Raw genomic sequence first — 21,666 nt, 5'->3', positions numbered from 1 at the left:
AATGTTCGAGCTCGTAGATAACGTTCCGCAAAGCGCAGTTATCAAAGTCATCGGCGTGGGTGGCGGTGGTGGTAACGCCGTCAATCACATGATCAAGAACAACATCGAGGGCGTCGAATTCATCTGCGCCAACACCGATGCCCAGGCGTTGAAGAACGTCGGTGCGCGTACCGTGCTGCAACTCGGCCCGGGCGTGACCAAGGGCCTGGGTGCCGGTACCAATCCGGAAATCGGCCGTCAGGCTGCCATGGAAGACCGCGAGCGTATCGCCGAGGTACTCAATGGTGCCGACATGGTCTTCATCACCACCGGCATGGGTGGCGGCACCGGTACCGGTGCGGCACCGATCATCGCCGAAGTGGCGAAAGAGATGGGCATCCTCACCGTTGCCGTGGTGACCCGTCCGTTCCCGTTCGAAGGGCGCAAGCGCATGCAGGTCGCCGACGAGGGCATCCGCGCCCTGTCCGATTGCGTCGACTCGCTGATCACCATCCCCAACGAGAAGCTGCTGACCATCCTGGGCAAGGATGCCAGCCTGCTGTCCGCTTTCGCCAAGGCTGACGACGTGCTGTCCGGCGCCGTCCGCGGTATCTCCGACATCATGCAGCGTCCGGGCCTGATGAACGTCGACTTTGCCGACGTGAAGACCGTGATGGGCGAAATGGGCATGGCCATGATGGGCACCGGCTGCGCCAGCGGCCCGAACCGCGCCCGCGAGGCCACCGAGGCGGCCATCCGCAACCCGCTGCTGGAAGACGTCAACCTGCAGGGCGCGCGCGGCATCCTGGTCAACATCACCGCCGGTCTGGATCTGTCCCTGGGCGAATACGCCGCCGTCGGCGAGATCATCGAGGCCTTCGCCTCGGAAGCGGCGACCGTCAAGGTCGGCGCGGTGATCGATCCGGACATGCGCGACGAGCTGCATGTGACCGTGGTGGCTACCGGCCTGGGTGCGCGCATCGAGAAGCCGGTCAAGGTGGTCGACAACACCATCGCGACCGCTGCCGTGGCCACTCCGGCTGCTTCGATCAGCGCCGCGCCGCGTGCTGCCGAGCAACCGGCCGTCAACTACAAGGACTACGAGCGCCCGACCGTTCAGCGCCAGAGCCTCGCCGGCAGCGCCGCCGCAGCCAAGCTGAATACGCAGGATGACCTGGATTATCTGGACATCCCGGCCTTCCTGCGTCGTCAGGCTGATTGATGCTGTCTATCAGGAGTATATCGGTGATTGGTGTTCAGCAAAGGGCGGTTCTGCTATCATCGCCGCCCATTGTTGAAAACAGTTCGCAACAAGCGCAGCCAAAACCATGATCAGACAACGCACCCTGAAGAACATCATCCGAGCCACTGGTGTTGGCCTGCACTCGGGGGAGAAGGTTTACCTGACCCTCAAGCCGGCTCCGGTGGATACCGGTATCGTGTTCCGTCGCACCGATCTGGATCCGGTCGTGGAAATCCCCGCCCGCGCCGAGAATGTCGGTGAGACCACCATGTCGACCACGCTGGTCAATGGTGAGGTCAAGGTGGACACCGTCGAGCACCTGCTTTCGGCCATGGCTGGCCTGGGCATCGACAACGCCTACGTCGAGCTGTCGGCGTCCGAAGTCCCGATCATGGACGGCAGTGCCGGTCCCTTTGTATTCCTGATTCAGTCGGCTGGCCTGGAAGAGCAGGAAGCGCCGAAGAAGTTCATCCGCGTGCTGCGCGAAGTGACGGTGGAGGAGGGCGACAAGCGCGCTACCTTCCTGCCCTTCGACGGCTTCAAGGTGAGCTTCGAGATCGATTTCGATCATCCGGTGTTTCGTGGTCGCACCCAGACCGCCAGCGTCGACTTCTCCAGCACTTCCTTCGTCAAGGAAGTGAGCCGCGCGCGCACCTTCGGGTTCATGCGCGACATCGAGTTCCTGCGTTCGCAGAACCTGGCACTCGGCGGCAGCGTGGATAACGCCATCGTGGTGGACGAGTTCCGCGTGCTCAACGAAGACGGCCTCCGTTACGAGGACGAATTCGTCAAGCACAAGATCCTCGACGCCATCGGCGATCTCTACCTGCTGGGCAACAGCCTGATCGGCGAGTTCAAGGGCTTCAAGTCCGGACACGCGCTGAACAATCGTCTGCTGCGCACCCTGATCGAGCAGAAAGATGCTTGGGAAGTGGTGATCTTCGACGATGCCAGCACCGCGCCGATCTCCTACATGCGCCCGGTTGCGGCCGTGTAAGCAATACCCCTCCCTTCTGTTGTATTCAGGCCACCCTCGGGTGGCCTGTTTTTTTCTCCCCGTATTCCTTCAGTCGTGCCTGGCATTGCGTGCCAGGCGCTCCAGGGCGGCACGCAGCTTCGGATCACCGATGCCCTCGGCGGCGCTGCGCAGGCTGACGGCGGCGGCCTCGGACAGCTCGGTCTTGTGCGCCTGATAGGCGACCTGGGTATTGGGCGGGCGTACCTTGACCTGGATCTTCTGCAGCCCGGCGAACTCCGGCAGTACTTGCAGCAGGCGTTGCAGGCGGCGCTGCTGGTAATGCAGACGGGTGGCCCAGTGGCCGTTGCTGGTCAGCAACAGCAGGCAGCCGTCATGCCAGCTGGCGACCTGGCAGTGCTCGCGCGCCGCCGGCTCCAGCTGGGCCTCCACCAGCGCCTGCAGCCTGCCCAGACGCTGGGCTGCGCTGAACAGCGCCTGCAGCGGCTTGTGTTCACGCAGCAGATTGGCAGGGGTCTTGGCGGGTGGGGGGCGCAGGCTCATGGCGGTGACTTCGGGTATCGATGCGCCCATGTTAGCAAAGGCCCTTGCAGCTGTCGGTCGTCGTCCCCATATGAAGGTAATGGCCAGCTCATGAGCCGGTCTGGCGTATCCGCGCGGCTCGCGGGAGTTCGCCCTTTTCTCGCCAACGTTTCCGAGTAGAATGCCCCCTTTGCATGCGGTCGAGCTGGCCGCTGGGCAGCGCCCCCCATCCCCTTGAGTGGAAGAATCCGTCGATATGTTTGCGCCACTGTTGAAGAAACTCTTTGGAAGCAAGAACGAGCGTGAAGTCAAACGCATGCTCAAGACAGTGAGCGCGATCAACGCCCTCGAGGAGCAGATGCTCGCTCTCTCCGACGAGCAGCTCAAGGGCAAGACCGAAGAGTTCAAGGCGCGCCTGGCCAAGGGCGAGACCCTCGACCAGATTCTTCCCGAAGCCTTCGCCGTGGCCCGTGAAGCCGGCAAGCGGGTGATGGGCATGCGTCACTTCGACGTACAGCTGATCGGCGGCATGACTCTGCACGAGGGCAAGATCGCCGAGATGCGTACCGGTGAGGGCAAGACCCTGGTGGGTACCCTGGCCGTGTACCTCAACGCACTGTCCGGCAAGGGTGTGCACGTGGTCACGGTGAACGACTACCTGGCCCGCCGCGACGCCAACTGGATGCGCCCTCTGTATGAGTTCCTCGGCCTGTCCGTCGGCGTGGTGATTCCCTTCATGCCGCCGGAAGAGAAGCGTGCTGCCTACGCCGCCGATATCACCTACGGCACCAACAACGAATTCGGTTTCGACTACCTGCGCGACAACATGGCCTTCAGCCTGGAAGACAAGTTCCAGCGCGAGCTGAACTTCGCCGTGGTCGACGAAGTGGACTCCATCCTCATCGACGAAGCGCGTACCCCGCTGATCATCTCCGGTCAGGCCGAGGACAGCTCCCAGCTGTACATGCAGATCAACCAGCTGATCCCGCGCCTCAAGCAGCACATCGAGGAAGAGGAAGGCGTGGTCACTCAGGAAGGCCACTACAAGGTCGACGAGAAGACCCGCCAGGTCGAACTCAACGAGGCTGGCCACCAGTACGTTGAGGAGATGCTCACCGCAGCGGGCTTGCTGGCCGAGGGCGAGAGCCTCTACTCCGCGCATAACCTCAGCCTGCTGACCCACGTCTACGCCGGCCTGCGCGCGCACAAGCTGTTCCACCGCAACGTCGAGTACATCGTGCAGAACGGTCAGGTCATCCTGATCGACGAGCACACCGGCCGTACCATGCAGGGCCGCCGCCTGTCCGAGGGCCTGCACCAGGCCATCGAGGCCAAGGAAGGGGTGAACATCCAGGCCGAGAGCCAGACCCTCGCCTCGACCACCTTCCAGAACTACTTCCGCCTCTACAAGAAGCTCGCCGGCATGACCGGTACCGCCGACACCGAGGCCTTCGAGTTCCGCCAGATCTACGGTCTCGACGTAGTGGTCATCCCCACCCATCGGCCGGTGGCGCGCAAGGACTTCAATGACCTGGTCTACCTGACCCAGGAAGAGAAGTACCAGGCGATCATCACCGACATCAAGGAAAGCCAGGCCCAGGGCCGGCCGATCCTGGTCGGTACCGCCTCGATCGAAACCTCCGAGTACGTCTCCAAGCTCCTGGAACAGGCCGGCATCGAGCACAAGGTGCTCAACGCCAAGTACCACGAGAAGGAAGCCGAGATCATCGCGCAGGCCGGCCGCCCGGGCGCCGTGACCTTGGCCACCAACATGGCCGGTCGCGGTACCGACATCCTGCTGGGCGGCAACTGGGAAGCGGAAGTGGCTGCCCTGGAAGCGCCGAGCGAAGAGCAGATCGCGCAGATCAAGGCCGACTGGCAGAAGCGTCACCAGCAGGTCATCGAAGCGGGCGGCCTGCACGTGATCGCCTCCGAGCGCCACGAATCGCGCCGTATCGACAACCAGCTGCGCGGCCGTGCCGGTCGTCAGGGCGATCCAGGCTCCAGCCGCTTCTACCTGTCGCTGGAAGACAACCTGATGCGCATCTTCGCCTCTGACCGGGTGAAGAACTTCATGAAGGCACTGGGCATGCAGTCCGGCGAGGCCATCGAGCACCGCATGGTGACCAACGCCATCGAGAAGGCGCAGCGCAAGGTCGAAGGTCGCAACTTCGATATGCGCAAGCAGTTGCTCGAATACGACGACGTGGCCAACGAGCAGCGCAAGGTGATCTACCACATGCGCAACAGCCTGCTGGCGGCCGACAACATCGGCGACACCATCGTCGAGTTCCGCCAGGAAGTGCTCAACACCACCATCAACAACCACCTGCCGCCGCAGTCGCTGCCGGAACAGTGGGATATCACCGGCCTGGAGATGGCGCTGTACAGCGACTTCGGTCTGCGCCTGCCGATCCAGCAGTGGCTGGATGAAGACGACAAGCTGTACGAGGAAACCCTGCGCGAGAAAATCCTCGCCGAGCTGCTCGCCGCCTATCACGAGAAGGAAGACCTGGCCGGTGCCGAGGCCCTGCGCACCTTCGAGAAGCAGATGCTGCTGCGCGTGCTGGACGACCTGTGGAAGGATCACCTGGCCACCATGGATCACCTGCGCCACGGCATCCACCTGCGCGGCTACGCGCAGAAGAACCCGAAGCAGGAGTACAAGCGCGAGTCCTTCACCCTGTTCCAGGAGCTGCTCGAGTCGATCAAGCGCGACACCATTCGCGTGCTTTCCCACGTTCAGGTGCGCCGCGAGGATCCGATCGAGGAGGAGGCCCGTCTGCGCCGCGAGGCCGAGGCCCTGGCCGAGCGTATGCAGTTCCAGCATGCCGAGGCGTCCGCCATGCCGGTTGCCGAGGCCGCGGAAGCCGCCGAGGGCGACGTGGCCGTTGCCACCCCGGTGCGCAGCGAGCCGAAGATCGGTCGCAACGAACCGTGCCCCTGCGGGTCCGGCAAGAAGTACAAGCACTGCCACGGCCAGGTCGGCTAAGCCGCGCCCAGCCTGCTATATACAAAACGCCGCGACCGGCTCTGCCGCTCGCGGCGTTTTTCCACCACCTGCTTCACTGCCTACGAAGGAGCGTCTCCTATGGCCGTTGGTCTCGGTCCCCTGCCCAAGCTGCACCCCGTTCCCGGTTTCGAACTCGGTATCGCCTCCGCCGGCATCAAGCGCCCGGGGCGCAAGGACGTGGTGGTGATGCGCTGCGCCGAAGGCTCGCGGGTGGCCGGCGTGACCACCACCAACGCCTTCTGTGCCGCGCCGGTGATCGTCACCCGCGAGCGCGTGGCCGGTGAGGTGCGTTATCTGCTGACCAACACCGGCAACGCCAACGCCGGTACCGGCCCGGACGGCCTGGCCAATGCTCGCCGCACCTGCGCCGCGCTGGCGGCGCTGACCGGCGTCGGCGAGACTGCCGTGCTGCCGTTCTCCACCGGGGTGATCGGCGAGCCGCTGCCCGTGGAAAAGATCGAAGGCGCCCTGCAGGCCGCGCTGGATGACTTGGATGAAGATCACTGGGCCGAAGCCGCCACCGGCATCATGACCACCGACACCCTGCCCAAGGGCGCAAGCCGCCAGTTCCAGCATGATGGCGTGACGGTCACCGTGACCGGTATCAGCAAGGGTGCCGGCATGATCCGGCCGAACATGGCGACCATGCTTGGCTACATCGCCACCGATGCCAAGGTGGCCCGCGAGGTGCTGCAGGATCTGGTGCGCGACGCCGCCAACAAGTCGTTCAACCGCATCACCATCGACGGCGACACCTCGACCAACGACTGCTGCATGCTGATCGCCACTGGCCAGGCTGCACTGCCGGAAATCACCTCGGCCTCCGGCGAACTGTTCGCCAAGCTCAAGCAGGCGGTGCTGGAGGTGTTCATGGAAGTGGCTCAGGCCATCGTCCGCGACGGCGAGGGTGCCACCAAGTTCGTCACTGTGCAGGTCAACGGCGGCGGCAATCATCAGGAGTGCCTGGACGTGGCCTACGCCGTGGCCCACTCGCCGCTGATCAAGACCGCGCTGTTCGCCTCCGATCCCAACTGGGGGCGCATCCTCGCCGCCGTCGGCTATGCCGGCGTGCCGAACCTGGACGTCAGCCTGATCGACGTGTTCCTCGGCGAAGTCTGCATCGCCAGCAAGGGTGGCCGCGCGGCGACCTACACCGAGGCGCAGGGCGCCGCAGTCATGGCCCGCGAGGAGATCAGCATCCGCATCGAGCTGGGCCGTGGCGAGTGCAGCGAAACCATCTGGACCACCGACCTGTCCCATGAGTACGTGAAGATCAACGCCGAATACCGCACCTGAGCAATGCCCATCCCCTCTCCCTTTGGGAGAGGGGCTAGGGGTGAGGGTGCTGCAGGCGCCGCCTCGCACCGCCATTCCTGTCGTTCATGGGCCCATGCGCAAGCGGAATTGTTCGCGGCCGCCCGCGCCGCGTACCCTCCGTCTACCACCTTTCTAGGAGAGCGGACATGTCCCTCAAGCTGGTGATCGGCGACAAGAACTATTCCTCCTGGTCGCTGCGCGCGGCCCTGGCCCTGGATCTGACGGGCGAGCCCTACGAGGAAATCCTCGAACGGCTGTACCGGCCGGACAGTCGGGCCCGCCTGCTGAGCCATTCGCCGACTGGCAAGGTGCCGGTGCTGCTGACCGAGGAAGGCCCGGTGTGGGACTCCCTGGCCATCGCCGAGTACCTGGCCGAGCGCTTCCCCGAGGCGCACCTGTGGCCGCGTGGGCAATACGCCCGCGCCCTGGCGCGTAGCGTCTGCGCCGAGATGCACAGTGGTTTCGTCGCCCTGCGCAGCCACCTGTCCATGGACCTGGCGCGCGACCAGGCGCTGGCCGAGCTACCCTCCGAGGCCCAGGCCGATATCGACCGCGTGTGCCGTCTGTGGGCCGACTGCCGCCAACGCTTCGGCCAGGACGGCGCCTTCCTGTTCGGCCATGCCAGCATCGCCGATGCCTTCTTCGCACCGGTGGCGGCGCGCCTGCGCAGCTATCGCGTGGTGCTGCCGGCCGAGGCTGCGGCCTACGTCGAGACCATCTACCAGTGGCCGGCCTTCCGCCGCTGGTACCAGGTGGCTCTGCAGGAGGTGCAGGGGTGAAGCGTGTGCATGTGGCCGCGGCGGTGATTCGCGGCGCCGATGGTCGAGTGCTGATCGCCAAGCGCCCGCAGGACAAGCACCAGGGTGGCCTGTGGGAGTTTCCCGGGGGCAAGGTGGAGGAGGGCGAAGCCGTCGAGCGGGCCCTGGCCCGTGAGCTGGAGGAGGAGCTGGGTATTCGCGTCGAGGCGGCCCGGCCGCTGATCCAGGTTCAGCATGACTACCCGGACAAGCAGGTGCTGCTGGATGTCTGGGAGGTTTCATCCTTCACCGGCGAGCCGCACGGCGCCGAAGGCCAGCCGCTGGCCTGGGCGAGCGAGCGCGAACTGCTCGACTACGAATTCCCCGCCGCCAACCAGCCCATCGTGGCGGCGGCGCGACTGCCCGATACTTACCTGATCACCCCGGAAGGCCTGGAGCCCGCCGAGATGCTGCGTGGCGTGCGTGCGGCCCTGGCCGCCGGTGTGCGTCTGATCCAGCTGCGCGCGCCGAACATGTTCGACCCGCAGTACCGCGACCTGGCCGTGGATATCCAGGGCCTGTGCGCCGGCAAGGCGCAGCTGATGCTCAAGGGGCCGCTGGAGTGGCTGGGCGACTTCCCGGCGGCCGGCTGGCACCTGACGGCGGCGCAGCTGCGCAAGTACGCGCCCAACGGTCGGCCGTTCCCCGGCCAGCGCTGGCTGGCGGCGTCCTGCCATGACGCCGAAGAGCTGGCCCTGGCCGCGCGCATGGGCGTGGATTTCGTCACCCTGTCGCCGGTGCAGGCGACCCAGACCCACCCGCAGGCGACGCCGCTGGGCTGGGAGCGGGCTGCCGAGCTGCTGCGTGCCAGCAATATCCCGGTTTACCTGCTCGGCGGCGTCGGCCCGCAGGACCGCCAGCGTGCCTGGCAGGCTGGCGCTCAGGGCGTGGCGGGGATTCGCGCGTTCTGGCCGGTGTAGGGCGGAAAGCCGCGTCATACAGGTGGAAAAGACCTGTGGTCGTTTTCCACCCTACGGCTTCTGTGCCGCCTGCCACAGCACTTCGTCGATCTGAGTGCGGCGGGCGATCAGACGTGCGGCGACGAACAGCAGATCGGACAGGCGGTTGACATAGGCCATGCCCACCGGGCGCAGCGGCTCCACTGCGTTGAGGTGCTGGCAGCGGCGCTCGGCACCGCGCGCCAGGCTGCGGCAAACATGAGCCTGGGCCACCGCGCGCGAACCGCCAGGGAGAATGAAGTTGCGCAGCGGGCCGACTTCCTCGTTCCACAGGTCGATGGCCGCCTCCAGGCGCTCCACTTCGGCTTCCTGCAGGGCCTGGTAGTCCGGCATCGCCAGTTCGCCGCCGAGGTCGAACAGGCGATGCTGACAGGGCGCCAGGACTTCGATGATTTCTGTCAGCCCCGGCCAGGCGGCCTGCTGCTCGGCGAGCTCGGCCAGCAGCAGGCCGATCTGGCTGTTCAGGGTGTCCAGCTCGCCCATGGCTTCCACGCGCGGGTGGTCCTTGCCCACCCGGCGCCCGTCGGCCAGTCCGGTTTCGCCCTTGTCGCCGGTCTTTGTGTAGATCTTGCTCAGTCGATAGCCCATCAGTTGCCCGTACCTTCGCTAGGTGCGGTCAGCGGCAGGCGCAGGGTGAAGCAGGTACCCTGGCCCTGGGAGGATTGCACCTCCAGCTGACCCTTGTGGTTGTTGGTGACGATGAAATAGGAGACGGACAGACCCAGCCCGGTGCCCTGGCCGACTTCCTTGGTGGTGAAGAAGGGTTCGAAGATGCGCTTGCGCACCGGCTCGGGCATGCCGATGCCGTTGTCTTCCACCTGTATCTCCGCCCAGGGCGGATTGAGGCGTGTGCGCAGGGTGATGCGGCCGGGCTCGCTGGCGTCGTCGCGCAGGTGGATGGCCTGGGCGGCGTTCTTCAGCAGATTGAGCAGCACCTGCTCCAGCTCGTTGGCGGTAGCCGGCACCGGGCCCAGCTGCGGGTCGAAGTCGCGCTCGATGGCGATGGCCTTGAAGTCGAAGCTTTCCGTCAGGTCGAAATCATTGCCGGCGATCTCCAGCGCCTGGTCGATCAGCTGTGGCAGGTCGCAGGGGGCCAGCTGGCGGTTGCTGCGGCGGCTGAAGGCGAGCATGTGGCTGACGATCTTGGCCGCGCGCGAGCCGGCCTGGGCGATGCCGTCGAGCAGCTGGGGAATCTCGCGGCTCTGCAGATAGGCATTGACGTCGTCGAGGGCAATACCGGCCTCCACGGCCAGGTCCTGATTCTTGGTCAGCTCGGGCGACAGGCGCCGGCGGATGTTCTGCACGTTGTGCAGGATGGCGCCGAGCGGGTTGTTGATCTCATGGGCCATGCCGGCGGCCAGGCCGCCGACCGAGAGCATCTTCTCCGACTGCACCATCATTTCCTCCAGCGACAGGCGCTGGGTGATGTCGTCGATACGGATCACCGCGCCACGGCCGCCGGCGCCCATCAGTGGGTAGAAGGTCAGGGCGTAGTGGTGGGCTTCCTCGCCCTTGCGCCAGGTCACCCGCTCGACCTTCTCCACCCGGTGCTGCTCGGCCGTGCGCTTGAGCTGGGCGAGGAAGGGTTTGAGCGGCGGGAAAGCGAGGAACACCGGCTGGTTGAGCGCCTCATCCAGCGGCGTACCGGAGAGGGCGCTGGCCTCCTGATTCCATTGGGTGACGTAGAGCTGATCGTCGAGGGCGATCAGCGCCGAGGGCATGGAGTCGATGATGTTGTTCAGGTAATTCTGGAAGCCGGTGAGCTTCTTCTCGATCTTGCTGCGCACCTGCACTTCCAGTTCCAGCTTGCGGTTGGAATGGCGGGTTTCCTCGGCCAGGCTCTGGGCCTGGGCGAAGGCGCTCTCGGCGTCGTCGCGGGCCCGCTTGAGCTGTTGCTCGCGTGCCTCCATGCGGCTGAGCATGGTGTTGAAGGCATCGGCCAGGCTGCCGATCTCGTCCTGGTTGCCGCGCGCGGCCCGCAGGGCGTAGTTCTCCTCGCGGGTGACCTGGCGTGACACCTCTTCCAGCTTGCGGATCGGGCGGGTGATGAGGCGGCGAATCTGCCGCGCGATCAGTGCCCAGAGCAGCAGGCTGAAGGCCAGGATCACCGCGCTGGCGGTGACGGTGCCGGTGTAGAAGGCGCCGGGCAGTTCGCTGGACGCCACCAGCAGCAGGCGCCCGGGGATCTTGCCCGGCTGCGGCAGGTCGATCAGGTGGGTGGCGCGAAACTCACCCTGGCGCCAGTGTTCCAGTTGGTCGCCATGTTCCGGCAGTTGCAACGGCTCGCCCAGCTGCAGCTCGGCCAGGCGGATGCCCCGGGCATCGTAGAGGGCGGCAGCGCGCAGCGGTGTGTAGCCGTCGAGGCGCTCCAGTAACTCACGGGCGGCGCGTGGCGAAGACAGCGCGCGGCCACTCAGCTCAGGGCTGGCGATCAGCCGGCCGAGGGTCTGCAGGGCCTGGGGGGCGACGCTCTCCTGGGAAATCCAGTAGGCCGCGCTGATGAAGGTCAGGTTGGCCACCAGCAGCACGGTGGCCAACAGTACCAGCAGGGCGGCCAGCAGCTTGCGGCCGACCGGCAGGTTGTCGAGGCGTTGGCGCAGACGGCTCAAGGGCGGGGCTTCCGCGTGCAGGGTGGAGGGGCAGGTTAGCGCCGCTTCAGGTCACGGGCAATCCGCGGGCCGCCAGATGCGCGCACAGGCGCTGCAGCAGTGCCTGCAGCAGGGGGACTTCCAGGCCCAGGCGCGCGGCCTCCTGGCAGGCATGGCCGAGCAGGTAGGCGATCTCGGTGCGTCGGCCACGGGCCACGTCCTGATGCATGGACGAATAGTTGGCCGCGGTGCCGTCGATCACCCGCAGGACCTCGGCGTGCAGGTCGAGCGCCGCTGCGTCCTGGCCGGCGGCACGCAGCAGTGTGGTCAGCTCCGCGCAGAGTGCGACGACCTCCTGCGGCCAGTCACGCAGACCGCCGTTGTGGCAGTCGTGCAGCACGGTCAGCGGGTTGATCGCACAGTTCAGGGCCAGCTTGCGCCATAGGCGGGCGACTATGTCGGTGCTCCACTCATGCGGGATCGCGGCGGTCTGCAGGTCGACCAGCCACTCCGGAGGGCGCTGCTCGCCCGGCAGGCCCAGCCAGGTATGGCCGCGGCCGGCGAACACGACGCGGAAATCGTCCTCGCGGAAGGCGCCCTCGGTGCTCGAGGCGAACAGGCAGCGTGCCCGCGGCAGGCGCCTGGCCACTGCGTCCTGGCTGCCCAGGCCGTTCTGCAGCAGGACCAGCTCGGCACCCGGCGCCAGGCGCGGTGCCAGTTCGGCGACGGCTTCCTCGGCGTCGTAGGCCTTGCAGGCCAGCAGCAGGCGGCGGATGGGGATGTCGCTGTGTGGGGTTTCCGCTGCGATGGGGTACAGACTGGCCTGGCCGTCCTCGATCAGGGTCAGACCACCGGCGGCGCGGTAGCGGCTCAGACGGGCCTGGTCACGCAGGATCAGCCGCACCGGCAAACCGGCGCGAGCCAGGCGTGCGGCCCACAGCCCGCCCAGGCTGCCGGCGCCGAGAATATGCCAGGTGCTCACTGTGGCAGTGGCAGACGCACCGCGCTGACCCGGCCGCTGCTGTAGGCTTCCGGTAGTAGGCGGGCGGCTTCGGCGAACAGGTACTGGGGGTCGACCGGCAGCGACTTGGCGTCCAGGCCGACCAGGGAGATGCCGGCCTTGAGGCTGATGAAGCCCTCGCTGGTCTTGAACGCCTTGAGATTGAGCCCCTCATGCAGGCGCTTGAAGCTGCTCGGCGAGCACTCGTGCAGGTCGTCGAGCAGGGCGATCATGCCGAAGTGGGTGTCGTCGACGCGGGTCAGCACGTCCAGCGGACGCACCAGTTGCTGCAGGCGTCGGGCGACACCGTGCAGCACTTCGTTCCAGAAACCGTTGCCATACTGGCGGCGCAGTGCCTCGCCTTCCTGCAGGCCGATCAGCAGGTAGCACAGCGCGCCACCGCGCGACTCCACTTGGCGCAGGCAGTCCTGCAGCTTCTGTTGCAGGTAGCGCGGGTTGCCCAGGCCGGTCAGTGAGTCGACCAGGTTGCGCTGCTCCAGGCTGGCGACGTTCATCGTCAGCATGCGGTTCTCGTTGAGCAAGCGTTGCAGGGTGTTGCACAGGCGGTCGGCGGCATACACGCGCGGCACCAGCTGCTCGTTCATCGCGGCCTTGCTGATGAAGTCGTCGACGCCACGGTCGAAGGCCTCCACCAGCACGTTCTCGCCTTCCTTGCCGGTGAGCAGGATGACGTAGGTGTAGTGCTCTGCCGTCTCGTCCAGTTGGCGCACCCGGCCGGTCAGCTCCAGGCCGTCCATCTCCGGCATCAGCCAGTCGGCCAGCAGCACGCTGGCCGGGCGCTTTTCCAGCAGGCGCAGGGCTTCGGCGGCGCTGTTGGCGAAGCGCACGTCCTGGTAGCCGGCCTGGCTCAGAGCACGGCCGATGATGGCGCTGGAGAACTTGGCGTCGTCCACCACCAGGATGCTGAGATGGGGGTTGGGCATTCAGTGGGGCTCGCTGCTAGAAAAGGTGGCGCCGCAGGTTGGCTGAGCGACGTGTATCAGACTGGTTATAATGAGCGCGCCATTTTTATCGTCAAGTCAGGCGCGTTCAGTCCGTGAGGAGGATCGCGCCGTCCATCAGGAGCAAGCCCCATGCCTTCGTTCGACGTGGTGTCGGAACTGGACAAGCACGAACTGACCAACGCGGTCGACAACGCCATCAAGGAGCTCGACCGTCGCTTCGACCTGCGCGGCAAGTGCAGCATCGAAAGCAAGGACAAGACCCTCACCCTGACCGCCGAAGCTGAGTTCATGCTGGAGCAGGTGCTCGATATCGTTCGCGCCAGCCTGATCAAGCGCAAGATCGACTGCCAGTGCATGGAAGCCAAGGATGCCTATGCCTCCGGCAAGGTGATGAAGCAGGAAGTGACCTTCCGCGAGGGGATCGACAAGGAGCTGGCGAAGAAGATCGTCGCCCATATCAAGGACAGCAAGCTCAAGGTGCAGGCCGCCATCCAGGGTGAGCAGGTGCGTGTTACCGGCAAGAAGCGCGACGACCTGCAGGAGGCCATTGCCGCCCTGCGTGGCAAGGAGTTCGGCATGCCGCTGCAATACAACAACTTCCGCGACTGAGGGAACCCTGGCGCTGCTGCGCCGTCCCATGGTCACATCCTTCACCGCCATGGTTCGCCATGGCGGTGTCGTTTCTGCAGTCCGAAAAGAGGAGTGGAAGCATGCAGATCGAGTTCGAACAGTTGGTCAGTCTGTCCGAGAGCTGGTTGCCGGTCGTGCTGGAGTACAGCGGCAAGCTGGCATTGGCGCTGCTGACCCTGGCCCTGGGCTGGTGGCTGATCAATCGCCTGAGCCTGCGCCTGCAACGCCTGATGGGTGGGCGCAAGGTGGATCGCGCCTTGACCAGTTTCATCGGCAGCCTGAGCAATATTCTGCTCAAGGTGCTGCTGCTGGTCAGCGTGGCGTCCATGGTCGGGGTTTCCACGGCGTCCTTCGTCGCCGCCATCGGTGCCGCCGGCCTGGCCATCGGCCTGGCCCTGCAGGGTAGCCTCGGCAACTTCGCCGGCGGTGTGCTGATTCTGCTGTTCCGCCCGTTCCGCATTGGCGACTGGATCGAGGCGCAGGGCGTTTCCGGTAGCGTCGACAGCATCCAGATCTTCCACACCACGCTGAAGACGGCCGACAACAAAGTAGTGGTGGTGCCCAATGGCAGCCTGTCCAACGGCAACATCGTCAACCATTCGCGCGAAGCCGTGCGGCGGGTGGATATCAACCTTGGCATCGACTACGCCAGTGATATCCGTCAGGCCCGTGAGGTGCTGCTGGAGATCGCCCGCGATCCGCGCGTGCGCCAGGAGCCGGCGGCACCGCAGGTGGTGATGACCGGCCTGGGCGACAATGCGGTGGCGCTGTCGTTGCGTGTCTGGGTGGCCTCGGCGGATTACTGGCCGGTCAGCTTCGAGTTCATCGAGCAGGCCAAGGAGCGCCTGGAGCGCGTGGGCATCGGCATTCCCTTTCCGCAGCGGGTGGTGCACCTGATCCAGCAGTGAGACGCAGAGGCCGGCAATCGCCGGCCTCTGTCATTTCGGTGCTTCGCTGGCGGCCGGTGCCGCATTGTTGCGCTCGCGGTGTTCGCGCCCCCATTGCAGGACAATCAGCAGCAGGGTGGGGATACCGAGCAGCGCGGTGGCGAGGAAGAACTGGGCGTAGCCGGCCTTCTCGACCATGACCCCGGAATAGCCGCCGACCAGGCGTGGCAGCAGCAGCATGATGGAGCTGAGCAGAGCGTACTGGGTGGCGGAGAACTTCAGGTTGGTCAGGCTCGACAGGTAGGCGACGAAGGCGGCGGTGGCCAGGCCGGAACTGAGGTTGTCGAGGGTGATGGTCAGCACCAGCATCAGCATGTGCGGGTCCAATGCCCACACGAGATGACTGACCGTCTGCTTGCCGTACAGCAGCGGTTCAGCGACGGCGCCGAGGCCGGACAGGGTGGCGAACAGCAGGTTGGTGCCGGCCGAGGCTGCGCCGCCCAGCAGCAGGATCGGCATGATGCCGAAGCGCACGATCAGCAGGCCGCCAAGAGCGGCGCCGAGCAGGGTCATGACCAGGCCGAACAGCTTGCTGACGCTGGCGATCTGGCTCTTGGCGAAGCCCATGTCGATGTAGAAGACGTTGGCCATCACGCCCATTACCGTATCGGACATGCGATAGGTGGCGATCAGGCCGAGCAGCAGCAGGGCCTGCCAGCGGTAGCGCAGGATGAAGTCGTTGACCGGTGTCAGTACCGGGGCCAGGCCGCGACGGCCCATGCGTGACAGGCACACGGCGGTGAGGATGGTATAGAGCAGGAAGCGTAGGGTGGCGCGGTCCTCGCGCAGCAGCTCGCCCAGGCCGATTTCGCCGCTGAACAGCAGGCTGATGTCGCTGCGGAAGAACTGGGTGAACATCGCCGGCACCGAGACCAGCAGCACGATCAGCACCAGTACCGAGGCCAGCTGGCGGTAAAGGCCGTAGCGTGCCGCCGCCATCTGCGTCTGCAGCGGCACCGGCGGCTCGCGCATCCACAGGGTGGTGATCAGCCCTGGCAGCATCAGCATGGCGAACAGCAGGTAGGTGCTGGCCCAGGCGCCGTGCTGGTAGCCGCTGTCCGGGTTGCCGAACCAGCCGGCAAAGTACAGGGCGCCGGCAGTGGCCAGCAGGGCGGCGACCCGGTAGCCGGCCATGTAACTGGCGGCGAGGGCGGCCTGGCGGGTGTCGTCGACGATTTCCAGGCGATAGGCATCCACCGCGATGTCCTGGGTGGCCGAGGCGAAGGCCACTACCACGGCCACGCCGATCAGCCAGGACAGGTGCTGCTGCGGGTCGCACAGCGCCATGCCGATCAGGCCGAACGCCACCAGACCCTGTGACAGTACCAGCCAGGAGCGGCGGCGGCCGAGGCGGCCGAGCAGCGGCAGGCGCCATTGGTCGAGCATCGGTGCCCAGACCCATTTGAAGGCATAGGCCAGGCCGATCAGGCTGGCGTAACCGATGGTCTGGTGGGTCACGCCGGCCTCGCGCAGCCATACCGAGAGGGTGGAAAACACCAGCATGTAGGGCAGGCCGGCGGCGAAGCCCAGCAGCAGCAGGGCCAGGGTGGCCGGGTGGGCATAGGTGGCGAGGGCGGCGCGCCAGGTTCTACGGGGCATGGGGCTGGTCGGGAGTTCGGACAAAGGGCGCACTCTACCCCTTTGCCTCCTCCGGGCGCCAGCCGTGGCGGCGTATGTCGACACGGTCGTTACGGATGATCAGGCCCTCGGCGCGCAGTCGCGCGCGCTGTTCCTTGCCGGACGGAGTGCCTGCCGCCAGGCTGAGGCGGCCACCGGCGCCGAGCACGCGGTGCCAGGGCAGGCGGGTGTCGTCCGGCAGTTGGCTGAGGGTGTGGCCGACCCAGCGTGCAGCGCGGCCAAGCCCCGCCAAGGCGGCCAGCTCGCCGTAGCTGACCACCTTGCCTTCGGGAATTGCCGCCAGCACCGAATAGAGTGCCGCACGCCGGGCTTCGGGGCTTGCCGTGACCTCCAGCGCTGGTGCATGGTCTGCGCCTGTGAGCCGCTGATTGCCCGGTACCCTGTCCATGTCGTTGCGCATCCTGCTGTCCTGTCTGTTGCTGAGCCTCAGCTGTTCGGCGTTCGCCGACACGGTGTGGTTGAACAATGGTGATCGCCTGACCGGCGAGATCCTGCTGCTCGATGGCGGCAAGCTGTCGTTCAAGACCAAGTATGCCGGGCGCGTGCTGATCGACTGGAAGGATATCGACACCCTCAGCGCGGACAAGCCCCTGATGCTGCGCCGCGCCGGCCGCGACAGCGAGAGCAGCGAGCGCCTGCGCGCCGCCGGCGTGGGCATGGTGCGGGTGGTCAATGGCCATGAGCAGGTGGTTGCGCTGGCCGAGATCGATCGCCTGGTGCCGCCTCGGCCCCTTCTGGAGGATCGTGTCTGGGAGGGCAACCTGGACGCCAAACTGGACATGGAACGCAACCAGAACCGCACCGATGAGTGGAAACTCAAGGGCAACACACGCATCGAGCACGGCCGCTGGCGCCACCTGCTGCGCGGTGAGCTGGAGCACGAAACCAAGAACGGGCAGAAGACTGAAGACAACTGGGAGCTGGAGTACGACCTGGATCGCTTCCTGACCGATCACTGGTTCTGGCGCGTGGGCTTCGAACAGGACGAGGATCAGTTCGAGGATGTCACCCGCCAGCGTATTTATGGCAGCGGCCCGGGTTATCGCTTCTGGGACGACGAACTGGGGCGGCTGGATCTGATCACCAAGTTCAATCGTATTGAGCTCTACAGTCCTATCGGGGAGGCAAAGTTCAACAGTTGGTCGCTGGAGTGGGATTACAAGCGCCTGCTCTGGGGCACGCGCCTGGAGTTCTACTCCACCGCCGAAGTGCAGGTGCCGCAGGTCGATGTCATCGACTATGTCTTCGATGGCGAGGCTGGCTTGCGCTATCACCTCAATGACTGGGCTCGGCTGTCATTGCTTTACGAGCTGAATCAGCTGCGGGGCCTGGGAATAACCGCCTCTGATCGGCACTACCTGATTGGCCTGGGAATCGGTTGGTAGCCGGAGGGTGAACTTTGCTGGCGGCAGGTCGGTCTGTGCTTGCTCAGGCGGCGCGCATCCGGATAATGCGCGCCTTTTTCCCGTCCAGACCGCTGATGCCCATGACCCTGCTGCGTTCCCTGCTGTCCCTGGCGCTTGCCGCCACCACTATGCCACTGCTGGCCGATACCGTCTGGCTCAAGAATGGCGACAAGCTCACCGGTAGCATTGAGTTGTTCGACAGCGGCAAGCTGCTGCTGAAGACCGACTACGCCGGCACCATCACCCTTGATGCCCGCAAGATCGCCACGCTGGAGAGCGAGCGCGAGCTGCTGATCAAACAGGGCGACTTTGTCGGCGAGCGCGCCAAGTCGCTGCGGCCGGCCGGGCAGGGCCAGGTCGAACTGGTCAATGGCGAGGCGCCCAAGGTGGTCGAGCTGAGTTCGATCAGCCAGATGCTGCCGCCCAAGCCGCTGGTGCAGGACCTGGCCTGGACCGGCAACCTCAGCGTCTCCGCCGACTACAAGCAGGCCGAGAATGACATCAAGGATTACGACATCGATCTCGACACCCGCATGCGCCACGGTGCCTGGCGTCACGGAATTGCCGCAGAGTACGACCACGAGACCAAGGATGACGAGCGCAAGACCGACCGTGTCGAACTGGGCTACGACCTCGATCGCTTCATCACCCGGCAGTTCTTCTGGCAGGGCCAGCTGAAGTACAGCCACGACCGTATCGAAGACCTGCGCACCCAGCGCACCGTGGGTAGCGGCCCCGGCTACCAGTTCTGGGACGATGCGCTGGGCGCCTTCTCCATGACCGGGCTGCTCAACCGCAACGATTACGTGTTTGCCGATGGCAGCAGCGAGCACTTCAACTCTGCGGCCATGGAGTGGGACTACAAGCGCTACCTGTACGGCAAGAACCTGGAGTTGTATTCCCAGGGTGAGCTGGGCGCGCCCTTCGTCGATGAGATCGACTACATCATCGATACCGAAGCGGGCCTGCGCTACAAGCTCAACAGCTGGGCAGCGCTGACCCTCAAGGCCGAGTGGGATAAGGTCTCCGCCGAGCAGGGCGATACCAACGAGCGCCGCTATGTGATCGGCCTGGGTGTGGGCTGGTAAGGCTGCGGGCGAGGTTTTGCAGGCAAAAAAAGACCCGGCAAAGTGCCGGGTCAATAACCGTGATTAGCCTGATGAGGAGATAATCTGAAGAGTCCGACTGCTGTGGTCTCTTGAGCTTATCGGCTGATCTCGCGACCAGTTGGTGTAATAATAACAATTCTCATTTTGCAGTCAATGCCTGGATGAGAATTATTTTCGACTGATTGGCAGATGCCGGAAAAAACAAACCCCGGCCTGGGCCGGGGTTTGGTCATTCGATCGCGTTTCAGGCCGGCTGCAGTTGAGCGCGCAGCTGGGTCACTTCCTTGTTCATCAGGTCGATGCGTCGCGCCATGCTCTCGATCAGGCTGTGGGCGATGCGCGGGTTGCTCTGCATCAGGCTGAGGAACTGGTCCTTGGGAATCACCATCACGGTGCAGGGCTCGCTGGCGATGACCGTGGCACTGCGCTTCTCGCGGGTGAACACGGCCATGGCGCCGAAAATCTCGTCCTTCTGCACGTCACCGACCTTCTGCCCGTCCACCCAGGCTTCGGCGTGGCCTTCGATGATCACGAACACGTGGTCGGCATCGTCGCCCTGATGGATCAGCTCCTCGCCGGCGGCGAAATGCTGGAAGCCGGTGGCCGGGCGGATCTCCGGCTGCTTCAGGCGGGCCAGGGCGTCGGAGAGCAGGGCGGTATGGCCGATCAGGTACTGGATGAACAGTTCCTGGCGCTGCTCGCTGCCGTAGATGTGCTTGAACACTTCGCTGCGCGAGTAGGGCACCAGGGTCAGTTGCTCCTCGCTGCTGTAACGGCAGCTGGGCAGATCGATGCCCTGGCGCAGCCCAACCAGATCGCCTTCTTGCAGGTAGAACAGCGGGCGATCATCGACCTGCGCATGCAGCAGGCCGTTCTCGATGATGTACAGCTGGTTGCCAGGCAGTATCTTCGCCAGATCCTCGACCTGTTCCAGGCGCAGGGGCGAACCGCTGGGCTGCAGCCCTTCGAGCAACTGCATGGGAATGCTCTGCAGGCGTTGGATCAGCTGATCGGCGTAGGCCGGTTGCTCCCCGAGTAGGTACATGTCGGTAATTCCTTGAACTGGCTGGGCTGACGATAAGGCACGCAGGCAGTGGCAACAATAGGCGGCGGCGTCGCACAGGTAAATCTCGCCGCTCGGAGGTTGTGAGCTAGCTCTTGTTGCTTGCTCCGGGGTCGTTCAGTTGGCCATTGAGCCTGGCTTTGAGGCCGGGGGGCAGGTCGTTCCAGTGAACATCGAGCAGGGCGCCCTCGATGGCGTACATCAGCACCTTGGAGGCCCTGAACCCGCGGGCGCGCACGGCCCGGTAGGCGTCCACCGCGCCCAGCCGGCGCAGGTCGCTGGCGCTGTGGATGCCGACTGCGTGCAGCCATTGCGCCGAGGTTTTGCCGAGGTTCTTCATGTGTTGCAGTTCGTCGTGCATGGCGTCTCCTTGCCTTTCTATGCGGGGCGTGTCGGGAAGCCTGCGAGAAAGTGTAGCGGCCATCGCACAAAACGCTTCTGCTGCCCGTCACCCCAGGCCTGGCGCAGGCGCGGCTGCAGCTTCTGCAACGGGTCGCGGCCGCTGGCCTGTTCGAGCTGCTGCACGGCCGACCAGGTGCCGAGGTAGCCGAGCAGTTGGTGCAGATCCCACTCCAGCTGGATGGCGAAGGCCGGCACGGCGATGCACGCGAAGGGCGGCTGGATATCGCGGTAGCCAGCATCGACGCTGGCGCGGCCGCTGGGCCAGTAACCGCCCAGGGTGTTCCAGTAGAAGTCGTCGAGAGTGGCGTCCAGTGCATCGTCGATGCGCAGCAGGCTGTAGCACCAGGCGCAGAACAGCCCGTCGGGCCTGAGCAGGCGCCGTACTTCGGCAAAAAACGAGGGCGTGGCGAACCAATGCAGAGCCTGGGCTACAACAATCAGGTCGATGCATTCGTCGACGAGCGGCAGGGCGCTCGCATCTGCAGTGAAGCAGTCAACGCCGGCAAGATCTCGGGCGGCATGCAGTTGCTCGGTGCTGCCGTCGCAGGCCAGGACCTGCTTGAAATGGTGCCGTAATGGATGGCTGGCCTGGCCGTTGCCGCAGGCAATGTCCAGTGCCCGCTCGTTGCTTGGACTGTTTGTGGCCAGCCAGTTGAACAGTTCCGGCGGATACTGTGGCCGAAAGTGAGCGTAAGCATCCGCGCGGTTGCCGAACAGGCGGGCAACGTCGCTCATCTGCTCAGCGGTAACGCATGCGGGTGCCGAACTGCATGGACAGGAGAATCTCGTCGGCGCTCAGTTGTATTGGGAAATAGGCGCCGGAGATTTGCGCATGAGCGATGCTGGCGCCTTCCAGGCACGCCTCTCGCAGATCGATGCCGCGCAGATCAGCGCCGCGAAAATAGGCATCGGTGAAATCGATTCGGGAGGCGTCCAGCATACGCAGGTCGAGGCCGCGCAGATCGGCGCCGCGCAGGTCGATGCTGCCTTCTCGCGGCTTCTGTTTATTGAATTCGCTGATTTTTTCGTCGTGCAGCAGACGGAAGAGCGGGGTGTCCAGTTGGTGGGGATGGCTCATGGGGTGCCTCCATTCAGGGCCTGTCACAAGTATA

The 21,666-nt window shown here is 65.1% G+C and carries 21 protein-coding genes; 10 read left to right on the top strand and 11 right to left on the bottom strand.

The features are described from left to right. Position 1 precedes the first annotated feature (1 nt). A complete protein-coding gene (ftsZ, locus tag ACOAPY_RS17385; RefSeq protein ID WP_076428146.1) occupies positions 2 to 1,201 on the top strand; it encodes a cell division protein FtsZ in 1,200 nt (399 codons plus the stop codon). A gap of 106 nt (positions 1,202 to 1,307) precedes the next feature. Then, the gene (gene lpxC / locus ACOAPY_RS17380) at positions 1,308 to 2,219 is read left to right on the top strand and encodes a UDP-3-O-acyl-N-acetylglucosamine deacetylase (protein WP_076428143.1); all 912 of its coding nucleotides are present in this window, start codon (positions 1,308 to 1,310) and stop codon (positions 2,217 to 2,219) included. A 69-nt stretch (positions 2,220 to 2,288) separates the two neighbouring features. On the opposite strand, the gene ACOAPY_RS17375 is transcribed toward lpxC, so the two are convergent. Next, positions 2,289 to 2,741 (bottom strand): DUF721 domain-containing protein, encoded by a 453-nt coding sequence (locus tag ACOAPY_RS17375; RefSeq protein WP_465154146.1) that lies wholly within the window; start codon positions 2,739 to 2,741, stop codon positions 2,289 to 2,291. Between the two features lie 235 nt (positions 2,742 to 2,976). Between ACOAPY_RS17375 and secA the strand changes: the two genes are divergently transcribed. From secA to ACOAPY_RS17355, 4 genes are all read left to right on the top strand, one after another. Beyond that, entirely contained in the window at positions 2,977 to 5,712 is a 2,736-nt protein-coding gene (secA, locus tag ACOAPY_RS17370) for a preprotein translocase subunit SecA (RefSeq protein WP_465154145.1), read from the top strand. Positions 5,713 to 5,811: 99 nt separating this feature from the next. Beyond that, positions 5,812 to 7,029 carry a bifunctional glutamate N-acetyltransferase/amino-acid acetyltransferase ArgJ gene (gene argJ, locus ACOAPY_RS17365; protein ID WP_465154144.1) on the top strand — a complete coding sequence of 406 codons (1,218 nt, stop codon included), beginning with the start codon at positions 5,812 to 5,814 and terminating at the stop codon, positions 7,027 to 7,029. Positions 7,030 to 7,196: 167 nt separating this feature from the next. After that, positions 7,197 to 7,829 (top strand): glutathione S-transferase family protein, encoded by a 633-nt coding sequence (locus ACOAPY_RS17360; RefSeq protein WP_465154143.1) that lies wholly within the window; start codon positions 7,197 to 7,199, stop codon positions 7,827 to 7,829. Then, positions 7,826 to 8,767, top strand: a complete 942-nt coding sequence (locus ACOAPY_RS17355) for a Nudix family hydrolase (protein ID WP_465154142.1) — start codon at positions 7,826 to 7,828, stop codon at positions 8,765 to 8,767. The genes ACOAPY_RS17360 and ACOAPY_RS17355 overlap by 4 nt, the downstream gene beginning before the upstream one ends. A 51-nt stretch (positions 8,768 to 8,818) precedes the next feature. On the opposite strand, the gene ACOAPY_RS17350 is transcribed toward ACOAPY_RS17355, so the two are convergent. Genes ACOAPY_RS17350 through ACOAPY_RS17335 form a run of 4 tightly spaced genes read right to left on the bottom strand, consistent with a single transcriptional unit; the run spans position 8,819 to position 13,338 of the window. Further along, complete coding sequence (locus ACOAPY_RS17350; protein ID WP_272795090.1) at positions 8,819 to 9,394, bottom strand: cob(I)yrinic acid a,c-diamide adenosyltransferase; 576 nt, start codon at positions 9,392 to 9,394, stop codon at positions 8,819 to 8,821. Further along, entirely contained in the window at positions 9,394 to 11,406 is a 2,013-nt protein-coding gene (locus ACOAPY_RS17345; protein ID WP_465156836.1) for a sensor histidine kinase, read from the bottom strand. The genes ACOAPY_RS17350 and ACOAPY_RS17345 overlap by 1 nt, the downstream gene beginning before the upstream one ends. Positions 11,407 to 11,461: 55 nt before the next feature. Next, the gene (locus ACOAPY_RS17340; protein WP_465154141.1) at positions 11,462 to 12,376 is read right to left on the bottom strand and encodes a putative 2-dehydropantoate 2-reductase; all 915 of its coding nucleotides are present in this window, start codon (positions 12,374 to 12,376) and stop codon (positions 11,462 to 11,464) included. After that, positions 12,373 to 13,338 carry a response regulator gene (locus ACOAPY_RS17335; RefSeq protein ID WP_076584148.1) on the bottom strand — a complete coding sequence of 322 codons (966 nt, stop codon included), beginning with the start codon at positions 13,336 to 13,338 and terminating at the stop codon, positions 12,373 to 12,375. The genes ACOAPY_RS17340 and ACOAPY_RS17335 overlap by 4 nt, the downstream gene beginning before the upstream one ends. A gap of 150 nt (positions 13,339 to 13,488) precedes the next feature. On the opposite strand from ACOAPY_RS17335, the gene ACOAPY_RS17330 reads away from it, so the two are divergent. Together ACOAPY_RS17330 and ACOAPY_RS17325 are read left to right on the top strand one after the other, a co-directional pair. Then, positions 13,489 to 13,968 (top strand): YajQ family cyclic di-GMP-binding protein, encoded by a 480-nt coding sequence (locus ACOAPY_RS17330; protein ID WP_021701370.1) that lies wholly within the window; start codon positions 13,489 to 13,491, stop codon positions 13,966 to 13,968. Positions 13,969 to 14,069: 101 nt separating this feature from the next. Next, positions 14,070 to 14,897: a mechanosensitive ion channel family protein gene (locus ACOAPY_RS17325; RefSeq protein WP_465154140.1), complete on the top strand. Its 828-nt coding sequence runs from the start codon at positions 14,070 to 14,072 to the stop codon at positions 14,895 to 14,897. 30 nt (positions 14,898 to 14,927) lie between these two features. Here ACOAPY_RS17325 and ACOAPY_RS17320 read toward each other — a convergent pair whose 3' ends face one another. Then, entirely contained in the window at positions 14,928 to 16,535 is a 1,608-nt protein-coding gene (locus ACOAPY_RS17320; RefSeq protein WP_076428119.1) for an AmpG family muropeptide MFS transporter, read from the bottom strand. Between the two features lie 34 nt (positions 16,536 to 16,569). Further along, positions 16,570 to 16,962, bottom strand: coding sequence for an MGMT family protein (locus tag ACOAPY_RS17315; protein WP_465156834.1), 393 nt, complete (start codon positions 16,960 to 16,962; stop codon positions 16,570 to 16,572). On the opposite strand from ACOAPY_RS17315, the gene ACOAPY_RS17310 reads away from it, so the two are divergent. Both ACOAPY_RS17310 and ACOAPY_RS17305 read left to right on the top strand, forming a co-directional pair. Beyond that, on the top strand, positions 16,961 to 17,959 hold the full coding sequence (locus ACOAPY_RS17310) for a DUF481 domain-containing protein (protein ID WP_465154139.1): 999 nt from the start codon (positions 16,961 to 16,963) through the stop codon (positions 17,957 to 17,959). The genes ACOAPY_RS17315 and ACOAPY_RS17310 overlap by 2 nt on opposite strands. A gap of 95 nt (positions 17,960 to 18,054) precedes the next feature. Beyond that, entirely contained in the window at positions 18,055 to 19,068 is a 1,014-nt protein-coding gene (locus ACOAPY_RS17305; RefSeq protein WP_465154138.1) for a DUF481 domain-containing protein, read from the top strand. Positions 19,069 to 19,333: 265 nt separating this feature from the next. On the opposite strand, the gene ACOAPY_RS17300 is transcribed toward ACOAPY_RS17305, so the two are convergent. From ACOAPY_RS17300 to ACOAPY_RS17285, 4 genes are all read right to left on the bottom strand, one after another. Continuing rightward, positions 19,334 to 20,134: a cyclic nucleotide-binding domain-containing protein gene (locus tag ACOAPY_RS17300; RefSeq protein WP_021701376.1), complete on the bottom strand. Its 801-nt coding sequence runs from the start codon at positions 20,132 to 20,134 to the stop codon at positions 19,334 to 19,336. A 106-nt stretch (positions 20,135 to 20,240) separates the two neighbouring features. Next, positions 20,241 to 20,513: a TfoX/Sxy family protein gene (locus tag ACOAPY_RS17295; RefSeq protein WP_076584162.1), complete on the bottom strand. Its 273-nt coding sequence runs from the start codon at positions 20,511 to 20,513 to the stop codon at positions 20,241 to 20,243. A gap of 17 nt (positions 20,514 to 20,530) precedes the next feature. Next, complete coding sequence (locus ACOAPY_RS17290) at positions 20,531 to 21,289, bottom strand: class I SAM-dependent methyltransferase (protein ID WP_465154137.1); 759 nt, start codon at positions 21,287 to 21,289, stop codon at positions 20,531 to 20,533. Between the two features lie 4 nt (positions 21,290 to 21,293). Next, positions 21,294 to 21,632: a pentapeptide repeat-containing protein gene (locus ACOAPY_RS17285; RefSeq protein WP_076584164.1), complete on the bottom strand. Its 339-nt coding sequence runs from the start codon at positions 21,630 to 21,632 to the stop codon at positions 21,294 to 21,296. Positions 21,633 to 21,666 lie beyond the last annotated feature (34 nt).

Origin of the sequence: Pseudomonas stagnisoli, from assembly GCF_048595745.1 — a bacterium.
Lineage (GTDB): Bacteria > Pseudomonadota > Gammaproteobacteria > Pseudomonadales > Pseudomonadaceae > Aquipseudomonas > Aquipseudomonas alcaligenes_A.
Note: the sequence above shows the minus strand (reverse complement) of the source record. Positions and strands in the feature narration are given on the sequence as shown.

What these genes read in the sequence shown, in the direction of transcription:
- ACOAPY_RS17300 (WP_021701376.1), bottom strand. Translation starts at nt 20,134, where the DNA reads ATGTACCTACTCGGGGAGCAACCGGCCTACGCCGATCAGCTGATCCAA.
- argJ (WP_465154144.1), top strand. Translation starts at nt 5,812, where the DNA reads ATGGCCGTTGGTCTCGGTCCCCTGCCCAAGCTGCACCCCGTTCCCGGT.
- lpxC (WP_076428143.1), top strand. Translation starts at nt 1,308, where the DNA reads ATGATCAGACAACGCACCCTGAAGAACATCATCCGAGCCACTGGTGTT.
- ACOAPY_RS17320 (WP_076428119.1), bottom strand. Translation starts at nt 16,535, where the DNA reads ATGCCCCGTAGAACCTGGCGCGCCGCCCTCGCCACCTATGCCCACCCG.
- ACOAPY_RS17375 (WP_465154146.1), bottom strand. Translation starts at nt 2,741, where the DNA reads ATGAGCCTGCGCCCCCCACCCGCCAAGACCCCTGCCAATCTGCTGCGT.
- ACOAPY_RS17305 (WP_465154138.1), top strand. Translation starts at nt 18,055, where the DNA reads ATGCCCATGACCCTGCTGCGTTCCCTGCTGTCCCTGGCGCTTGCCGCC.
- ACOAPY_RS17295 (WP_076584162.1), bottom strand. Translation starts at nt 20,513, where the DNA reads ATGCACGACGAACTGCAACACATGAAGAACCTCGGCAAAACCTCGGCG.
- ftsZ (WP_076428146.1), top strand. Translation starts at nt 2, where the DNA reads ATGTTCGAGCTCGTAGATAACGTTCCGCAAAGCGCAGTTATCAAAGTC.
- ACOAPY_RS17290 (WP_465154137.1), bottom strand. Translation starts at nt 21,289, where the DNA reads ATGAGCGACGTTGCCCGCCTGTTCGGCAACCGCGCGGATGCTTACGCT.
- ACOAPY_RS17335 (WP_076584148.1), bottom strand. Translation starts at nt 13,338, where the DNA reads ATGCCCAACCCCCATCTCAGCATCCTGGTGGTGGACGACGCCAAGTTC.
- ACOAPY_RS17360 (WP_465154143.1), top strand. Translation starts at nt 7,197, where the DNA reads ATGTCCCTCAAGCTGGTGATCGGCGACAAGAACTATTCCTCCTGGTCG.
- secA (WP_465154145.1), top strand. Translation starts at nt 2,977, where the DNA reads ATGTTTGCGCCACTGTTGAAGAAACTCTTTGGAAGCAAGAACGAGCGT.
- ACOAPY_RS17350 (WP_272795090.1), bottom strand. Translation starts at nt 9,394, where the DNA reads ATGGGCTATCGACTGAGCAAGATCTACACAAAGACCGGCGACAAGGGC.
- ACOAPY_RS17285 (WP_076584164.1), bottom strand. Translation starts at nt 21,632, where the DNA reads ATGAGCCATCCCCACCAACTGGACACCCCGCTCTTCCGTCTGCTGCAC.
- ACOAPY_RS17310 (WP_465154139.1), top strand. Translation starts at nt 16,961, where the DNA reads ATGTCGTTGCGCATCCTGCTGTCCTGTCTGTTGCTGAGCCTCAGCTGT.
- ACOAPY_RS17315 (WP_465156834.1), bottom strand. Translation starts at nt 16,962, where the DNA reads ATGGACAGGGTACCGGGCAATCAGCGGCTCACAGGCGCAGACCATGCA.
- ACOAPY_RS17325 (WP_465154140.1), top strand. Translation starts at nt 14,070, where the DNA reads ATGCAGATCGAGTTCGAACAGTTGGTCAGTCTGTCCGAGAGCTGGTTG.
- ACOAPY_RS17330 (WP_021701370.1), top strand. Translation starts at nt 13,489, where the DNA reads ATGCCTTCGTTCGACGTGGTGTCGGAACTGGACAAGCACGAACTGACC.